Here is a 7,887-nt window from a genome sequence, read left to right as displayed (position 1 = left end):
GCAAGGTAGGATTAAAAAATAAATGATTTTATATAGAAAACAGCATTAAACAGCGGTAAAGCTACGCACAGATGCTTACCTGAACTTGTATAACTGGCGGCTATAGACAGCAGCAAAATCGATAAAAGCAACTTGTCTCAATAAAGTAGCTTAACTGGCCTTTATATTATGATGAACAATTAATTAGTGGCTGGATACGATTGCTACTCAATGTAAAAGTAGCACTAGAATATCTAGTACTACTTAAGGTTGGCTTTACATCATTTAGCAAAACAAATCAGCGACTATGCTGGATAGAAAAACTGCTGATTTGGGCTGTATTGACGATACAGCCTCTATTACTGGATTAGAATCGACCAACGATACTTGCTGATAAGTTAACGCCGTCTACATCAGAATCGATGAGTCTAGAAGCATCAAATGTAGCAGAGAATGTATCGGAGAACTGCCACCAATAGCCGGTACTAATAGAATAATCGCTTGATCCGGTATCGAAATAGTTTGCCCCGACATACCAAGAATTAGTAACATACCAATCAGCGCCGACATTATATGTATCGTCAAAATCTGTATGAGACCAATTTGCAGAAAGATCAACTCCTGCTGTCGACTCTAAGGCGATAAAACTACGAACTGCTAATCCATATTGCTCTACTGCATTATCATCGCCATCTGAATAAAATGCCGACACAGCAGAAGAGGAATTGAAATAATAACCGACTTCAGCTCTATAATTATTGCTATCACGATTATCAACACTTGCTCTACCGTATCCGGCTGAGACAAACCAATTTGAGTCGAATACAAATGTACCATCGATATCTAATGCGTTAACATCAAAATTAGCTATATCATAATGTAAATAATTAGCGCCAAGGTTTGATTTTTGAGCAAGAAAACCATTAAGTGCAAATGGACCATTATTTTGATCGACTGCTTCAAAATAGTATCTATACGCGACATTCCAAACTCCATCGCTGACTTCTTCAGAATTAGTGCTGTACCTGACACTCGCTTCATTTTGAAACTCATTATCTGCCGCAAAAGTAGAAGGTGCTGCAGCACTAAGCAGCAAAGCTAATGCAATTGGTGTTTTTTTCATTATTTATTCCCTTAAATGATTAATTAACACTAAGAGAGCAAGATCAGATGACCAACCTGTTGAAGGGCTTTATGATAAGAATTATGTCCTTTGTTTCACTAGCGTATACTTCAAGTTGACGCCTTCGCTCTCCTAGCGAATTTGCAATATAATACAACTAACAGTTAAATGTAAATAAATTAGGCTGCTTTATAGTTACTTACGCCGCCATAGCGGCGAAAACATAGATTTACACTATCCAGTATGACCACACCTTAAAGTCTTTCTGTATTATGAACACTCTAAAAACAAAAACGCAGCAAAAATAGCTGCGTTTTCTTATTTAACGATTGAGCTACTCTTAATCACCGAAATCATCAAGTAGAATGTTTTCAGGCTCAACGCCTAAGCTTTCTAGCAAGTTAATCACTGATGAGTTCATCATAGTTGTAGGGCCACACTTTAAAAAGCCGCCCATAATGACACTCTAAAAACAAAAAACGCAGCTCAATGGCTGCGTTTTTATTATCACTCATGTATTAGCTTAATCACCGAAGTCATCAAGTAGGATGTTTTCAGGCTCTACGCCTAAGCTTTCTAGCAAGTTAATCACTGATGAGTTCATGATTGGAGGGCCACACATATAGAACTCACAATCTTCCGGCGCTTTGTGGTCACGCAAGTAGTTTTCAAACAATACATTGTGAATAAAGCCCGTGTAACCGGTCCAGTTATCTTCAGGTAACGGATCTGATAGCGCGACATGCCAGACAAAGTTTTCATTCTCAGCAGCTAACATGTCGAAATCTTCTTGATAGAACACTTCACGTGTTGAACGAGCACCGTACCAAAAACTCATCTTGCGTTGCGTCTTTTTGCTCTTAAGCTGATCGAAGATATGTGAACGCATTGGTGCCATACCCGCACCACCACCAACAAAAATCATTTCGGCATCGGTCTCTTTAACGAAGAACTCACCAAATGGACCTGAGATAGTTACCATATCACCGGCCTTTAGGTTAAAGATGTACGATGACATTTTACCCGGAGCCACTTTGTCATTAGGTGGCGTCGCAATACGTACGTTAAGCATGATACGCCCCTTTTCATCAGGGTAGTTAGCCATCGAATAAGCACGTAAAACATCCTCATCGACTTTTGAGACTAGCTTAAACAGCTCGTACTTCTCCCAATCATCACGATACTCAGCGGGAATATCAAAGTCTGCATAATTGACAGTATGCGCAGGCGCTTCGATTTGAATATAGCCACCTGCTTTGAAAAGAACGTCTTCGCCTTCTGGTAGTTTCAGCAATAACTCTTTAATGAAAGTCGCAGTGTTATTGTTAGAAATAACTTCACATTGCCACTTCTTAACGCCAAAGATCTCCTCTTCAACCTCAAGCTCCATATCCGTTTTAACTGAGACCTGACAGGCTAAACGGCAACCCTCTTTTGCCTCTTTCTTACTGATATGATCACGTTCTGTGGGCAAAATATCGCCGCCACCAGATTTGACCGTTACGCGACATTGGCCGCAAGTGCCGCCACCGCCACAGGCTGATGGAATAAAGATATTTTTACCCGCCAATGCGCCAAGCAGTTTATCGCCCGCCGCTGTTGAAATGCTTTTTTCAGCGTCGTCATTAATACGGATATTAACATCACCCGTAGAAACCAATTTACTTTTGGCGAATAAAATCACCATGACCAACATGCTTACCACTACGGTGAACATACCGATACCAATTGCCATTTCCATCGAATTTACCTTTTGTTTAATTCGTTTTAATTAAGCTGCTTAACTAATCAGGCTTAAATAGAAATACCAGAGAAAGCCATAAAGCCTAGTGCCATCAAACCGGTGGTAATGAATACAATACCTATGCCCTGTAGCCCTTCAGGTATTGCATGGAATTTCATCCGCTCACGTAATCCAGCCAGCATCACAATCGCCATTGCCCAGCCAAAGCCTGAACCTGCTGCGAACACCACCGACTCACCCAGTGAGTAATCACGGTTTGCCATAAAGATAACACCGGCGAAAATCGCGCAGTTTACCGTTAGCAAAGGTAAGAAAATACCAAGAGAGTCATACAATGCTGGAATGTACTTATCTAAAAACATCTCTAAGATCTGTACCAAGGCTGCAATCACCCCAATAAAGGTAATTAACTGCAAATAGCTTAAATCTAATGCAGGGTAACCTGCCCAAGCTAGGGCACCAGGCGCTAAGACATTGGCGTAAATGATTTGGTTAAGTGGCACAGCTAACGTCATTACCACGATAACCGCGATCCCCAAACCAAAGGAGGTCGACACTTTCTTAGACACGGCTAAAAAAGTACACATTCCCATGAAGAATGACAGTGCCATGTTGTCGATAAACGCAGCCTGAATAAACAGGTTTATATAATGTTCCATATCGCCTACTACCCTCGCTTACGCTGAATGACGTTAATTGACCAGATCATCAAACCAATTAAGAAGAACGCACTTGGTGGTAGCTTGAACATCTCATTAGCTAAATACCAACCGCCGTTTTCAACGGTTTGTAAAATTTCATGGCCAAACAAGGTACCACTACCCAGTAGTTCACGAACAAACGCCACACCCAATAAGATCACGCCGTATCCCATTGCATTACCCACAGCATCCACCACAGCGAGATGTGGTGGATTCTTCATTGCAAATGCTTCAGCACGTCCCATGATGATACAGTTAGTAATAATCAATCCAACAAATACTGACAGCTGGCGCGATAGCTCATATGCAACATCTTGCAGTACCATATCAACAATAATCACTAATGAAGCAATGACTGTCATTTGCGCAATAATACGCACGCTATTAGGGATCAGTGAGCGTATGCTAGAGATAATTAAATTCGAAAATACCAGAACAAAGGTAACAGCGATTGTCATCACTAATGCGGTTTGCATTGAGTTACTAACAGCTAATGCCGAACATACCCCTAACACTTGCATGGCTACTGGGTTATTGCTGAAAATAGGACTGGTTAAAATGTCACGAGTTGATGCAGTTTGAGTACTCATCACTTAGCCTCCGACGCTTTTAGCTTATTTAGGAAGGTTTCAAATCCATCAGCACCAAACCAAAACTGCACCGCTCGCTGAACTCCACGGCCAGTCATTGTTGCTCCACTGACAGCATCGACACCATGAACATCTCCGGCTTTTGCACCACCTTTAACAACTTTGAAAGAGACTTTTCCCTTGTCGTTAAATAGCTGCTTACCATGGAATTTATTGGTCCACTCTGGGTCGTTAAGGAAATCACCAATACCAGGGGTTTCACCATGTTCATAAAACACCACATTTTCAATAGTGTTTAAATCGGGTTGCAACGCAACATAACCATAAACCATCGACCATAATCCTTTACCGTAAATAGGCAAAACAACGGCCTCTAGCTGGTTATTGTCATCAAAAACTTTAAATACTCGTACTTGGTTAGCACGGGTTTTGATTTTGGCTTTATCTTGCTTTTTCGCAAGCTTAACGGATGTTTCTGGGTTAATTGCCGCCATTTTGTCATCAAAATCTAGCACGTTAGTTTCAGCGCCCACTGCAACATCACCAGTCTCGAGCGTCACTAATAAAGGCTTAACGTCTTTGTCGAATATCGCTCTGAAGTCTTTATCGGCGATGTCGACATCGGCAGCTATCAATACGTTTCGCTTAAGCTCATCGCGTTTTTTGACAAGCTTGCGTTCTTTGAGCAGCTCAGCAGTACCGGTGATCATAAATGAACACAATAAGCACAAGGTCACGGTAAAAATCATCGTGCCCAAAAATGAATCTTTCTTAAATGCCATTACGCTTTATTCCCCGTATTGACCTGCTTTGCACTTTTAGGCATACGATAGAGTAGGTACTCAAATATCGCTTCCCAGAGTTTGGCTAATAACATCGCTGGCATTGCCACAGCAATAGAATTGGCATTTTGATTAGCTTTAAAGACCATTACGTTTTAGTCTCCGTTTTATGTTGGCTTTGGCGACTAGGTAATCAAAGATTGGCGCCCATAGGTTGGCGAACAATATCGCGAGCATCACACCTTCAGGCATCTTTGGATTAACAACGCGAATAAGCACGGTCATGAAGCCAATTAACAGTCCATAGGCCACTTTGCCTTTACGGGTATAAGATGTGGTAACAGGATCTGTTGCCATAAACATCATTGCGATTGCAAAACCACCGGTTACTAGATGCCAAGTCCATGGCATCGCAAACAGCTCGTTTTTAGATGAACCAATGAGGTTAAACAGCGTGGCTGTCGCTATCATGCCTGCAAGTACACCCGCTACGATACGCCAGTCGGCAAGACGGGTAAGGATCAAGAACCCTCCACCTATCAATAATGCCAGAGTGCTGGTTTCACCAATAGCGCCCACTGTAAAACCAAAGAACGCATTCCACCAGTTAGGATCGCTAAACGCTTCATACCAAGCATAATCAGCAAAACTCATCTTGCCTGCAGCTGTTTGCATTAACGTTGTCGCACCAGAGAAACCATCTACGGCAACGAGTTGAGTAACAGCAGTAACCTGTGATGGATAAGCAAAATAGATAAACGCCAGACCTGCTAATGCGGGGTTAAGGAAGTTGTATCCCATGCCACCGAACACCTCTTTTGCCATAATGACACCAAAGGTGATCCCCATCGCCACTAGCCAAAGCGGCGTAGAAACAGGCAAAATCAAGGTAAATAGCAACGCAGTAACAAAGAAGCCTTCGTGTAGTTCTTGGCCGCGTACTTTAGCAAATACCATTTCCCAAAACAGACTCACTAACAATGCTGTTATGTAGATAGGAGCATACAAACTTAAGCCGTAAATAACTAAGCCAACAAAGCCTGTTTGCTCAGTCATGCCTCCAAAAATGGCATTAAATGGAATAAGCTGCCACACACTAGAAGCTTCTAAACCAGACGCAACTGCAATCTGTGCTTGTAGGCCGATATTATAAATACCGAACAAGATGGCAGGCAGTAAACATAAACCGACAATCGTCATGGTTCTTTTTACATCAATGGCATCTCGAACATGTACTTTACCTTTAGTACTTCGTCCATGAGCCACTAGTAAAGAGTGCAAATAGCCCTTTACTGAGTTGCCCGGTGCATAATAATCCTCTTGCATATCGGGCTTTTTATCTTGTTGACTCATCAACCTTCCCTCTCAATAATTTCTAAACAAGCACGTAGCTCTTTACCAAAATCGTACTTGCCGGGGCACACAAAGGTACATAATGCTAAATCTTCTTCATCAAGTTCCAATGCTCCAAGGGCTTGCGCTTCATCGGTGTCTCTAACAACAAGATCGCGTACTAATAGTGTTGGCAATACATCGAGTGGCATCACTCTGTCTAGTTGACCAAAAGCCATCATTGCGCGAGCTGAACCACCAGTGTGGGTAGTAAAATTAAATAGTTTCTTGGCGCCTTTAAGGCGAGATGTAACTGCACGGGTGATGGAGAATTTTTCAGAACCACCTCTTACCCATGGCAATAGCTGGTGTTGTGAATCTTCTTGAAGCACACTAACCTGATTATGAAAACGGCCGAGAAAATCGTGGACGCCAAAAGCAGTGTGGCCCGACAAGACAGAACCAGAAACCACGCGAGAGTTACCTTGTTGCAGTTCACCAGCGACCACTTCAGATAAACAAGCACCGGTTTGAACGCGAACTAACCGCGGCTCGATAACATCTGGTCCAGCGAGAGAAATAACACGATCAGTATAGATCTCACCGGTTAAAAACAGTTTGCCGTAAGCGATAACATCTTGATAACCCAAATGCCAAACAGGTCGTTCGAGGCTCGCTGGCAGAATAAAGTGGATATGGGTACCGACTAGACCTGCTGGATGGACCCCTTCAAAATAATGATTACTGACATGAGGCAATTCACTGCCAGGTAGCTTCTCGCCAGGCGCTTGACCCAAATGAACTTTACCATCGGTAAGTTTACCTAAAACAGCAAGTCCAGCAGCAAACGCATCAGCTTGCTCAGCAATAACAATTAAAGGATTCGCAGCTAATGGGTTACTGTCCATCGCGCTCACAAAAATGCCCGCCGGCGCAGTATCTAAATGGGGAACTCGTGAAAAAGGTCGGGTGCGCAATGCTGTCCACAAGCCACTATCGACGAGTTTAGCTTGGACTTGGCTACGACTTAACTCTTGAATATCTTCATCAATACCAAAATGAATCGAATCGCCTTGATTGCATTCAATGACAATAGACTGAAAAAGCCTACGTTCACCACGGTTGATAGCTTTGATTTTGCCACTTGCAGGTGCAGTATACTTAACACCAATATTCTTTTTATCTTCAAAAAGAACTTGCCCTTTTTGCACCAAATCGCCGATTTCTACTAACATCGTTGGTTTTAAGCCAACATATTCCTCTCCCAAAAGTGCAACATGGGAGCAGGATTTGCTAGCGTCAACAACCTGCTTTGGCTCGCCAGCAATTGGCACGTCGAGGCCTTTTTTCACTGTTATAACTGGGTTTGAATAACCTGTCATTACAAACATCAACCGTTAAATAATTGGATGACTAATAGTAGTTGTTTGTTAACTAATATTCCACGTTTGACATCACACTTCGCTACGGATCTTGTAAGTTAGGTACATAAAAGAACAGATAGCGCTAATGAAATAGCAATAACAGCACGTATCGCTAACCACTCGGCACTTAACTGTAATTTTACAACACAAATAACCTTTCACTTTCAAGGTTTGTTTTATGTGCCAGAGTGCAAAATGAAAATGGATTGTAA

8 protein-coding genes are annotated in these 7,887 nt (G+C 42.2%); all 8 read right to left on the bottom strand.

Translation table 11 applies throughout. From position 1 onward, the window contains the following. Positions 1 to 346 precede the first annotated feature (346 nt). The gene (locus AB4135_RS14555) at positions 347 to 1,102 is read right to left on the bottom strand and encodes a putative porin (protein ID WP_371993977.1); all 756 of its coding nucleotides are present in this window, start codon (positions 1,100 to 1,102) and stop codon (positions 347 to 349) included. 523 nt (positions 1,103 to 1,625) lie between these two features. Beyond that, positions 1,626 to 2,843 carry an NADH:ubiquinone reductase (Na(+)-transporting) subunit F gene (gene nqrF / locus AB4135_RS14550; protein WP_371993975.1) on the bottom strand — a complete coding sequence of 406 codons (1,218 nt, stop codon included), beginning with the start codon at positions 2,841 to 2,843 and terminating at the stop codon, positions 1,626 to 1,628. Between the two features lie 53 nt (positions 2,844 to 2,896). Continuing rightward, on the bottom strand, positions 2,897 to 3,505 hold the full coding sequence (nqrE, locus tag AB4135_RS14545) for an NADH:ubiquinone reductase (Na(+)-transporting) subunit E (protein WP_020912964.1): 609 nt from the start codon (positions 3,503 to 3,505) through the stop codon (positions 2,897 to 2,899). Between the two features lie 8 nt (positions 3,506 to 3,513). Further along, positions 3,514 to 4,137, bottom strand: a complete 624-nt coding sequence (locus AB4135_RS14540) for an NADH:ubiquinone reductase (Na(+)-transporting) subunit D (RefSeq protein ID WP_371993973.1) — start codon at positions 4,135 to 4,137, stop codon at positions 3,514 to 3,516. Then, entirely contained in the window at positions 4,137 to 4,919 is a 783-nt protein-coding gene (locus AB4135_RS14535) for a Na(+)-translocating NADH-quinone reductase subunit C (RefSeq protein ID WP_371993971.1), read from the bottom strand. Before AB4135_RS14535 ends, AB4135_RS14540 begins: the two co-directional genes overlap by 1 nt. Further along, the gene (locus AB4135_RS14530; protein WP_371993969.1) at positions 4,919 to 5,068 is read right to left on the bottom strand and encodes a hypothetical protein; all 150 of its coding nucleotides are present in this window, start codon (positions 5,066 to 5,068) and stop codon (positions 4,919 to 4,921) included. Before AB4135_RS14530 ends, AB4135_RS14535 begins: the two co-directional genes overlap by 1 nt. Beyond that, positions 5,058 to 6,272, bottom strand: a complete 1,215-nt coding sequence (locus AB4135_RS14525; RefSeq protein WP_371993967.1) for an NADH:ubiquinone reductase (Na(+)-transporting) subunit B — start codon at positions 6,270 to 6,272, stop codon at positions 5,058 to 5,060. The genes AB4135_RS14530 and AB4135_RS14525 overlap by 11 nt, the downstream gene beginning before the upstream one ends. Then, the gene (locus AB4135_RS14520; protein WP_371993965.1) at positions 6,272 to 7,633 is read right to left on the bottom strand and encodes a Na(+)-translocating NADH-quinone reductase subunit A; all 1,362 of its coding nucleotides are present in this window, start codon (positions 7,631 to 7,633) and stop codon (positions 6,272 to 6,274) included. The genes AB4135_RS14525 and AB4135_RS14520 overlap by 1 nt, the downstream gene beginning before the upstream one ends. Positions 7,634 to 7,887: the final 254 nt, after the last annotated feature.

Source organism: Shewanella sp. 10N.286.54.B9 (genome assembly GCF_041468565.1).
GTDB lineage: Bacteria > Pseudomonadota > Gammaproteobacteria > Enterobacterales > Shewanellaceae > Shewanella.
Note: the sequence above shows the minus strand (reverse complement) of the source record. Positions and strands in the feature narration are given on the sequence as shown.